The organism is Jeotgalibacillus sp. ET6 (assembly GCF_029667115.1).
Classification (GTDB): domain Bacteria; phylum Bacillota; class Bacilli; order Bacillales; family Jeotgalibacillaceae; genus Jeotgalibacillus.
In genome coordinates, this window is sequence record NZ_JARUIU010000031.1 from 1 (window position 1) to 327 (window position 327).

A 327-nucleotide genomic window follows, 5' to 3' on the forward strand; every position below is an offset into this window, starting at 1 on the left:
TGAAAATCACTAAGGTGGCGATTACTCGGTTTGTTGCTTTGTTTGTTTGATGTCTTTATCCAGTTTTCAAGGAACGAGTCTGTCACCCGAAGGTGACTTTTCTACACAACAAAGTTTTCGAGCCGGTCTTTCTGTCTCGAAAGAGTGTGTTTGGTGGAGCCTAGCGGGATCGAACCGCTGACCTCCTGCGTGCAAGGCAGGCGCTCTCCCAGCTGAGCTAAGGCCCCATGGGATGATAGGATAGAAGATAAATGGTGGGCCTAAGTGGACTCGAACCACCGACCTCACGCTTATCAGGCGTGCGCTCTAACCAGCTGAGCTATAGGC

General features: G+C 50.8%; 1 tRNA gene. It reads right to left on the reverse strand.

Features of this window, described 5'->3' with window-relative positions:
- Positions 1-151 precede the first annotated feature (151 nt).
- Positions 152-227, reverse strand: a tRNA-Ala gene (locus P6709_RS19780).
- Positions 228-327 lie beyond the last annotated feature (100 nt).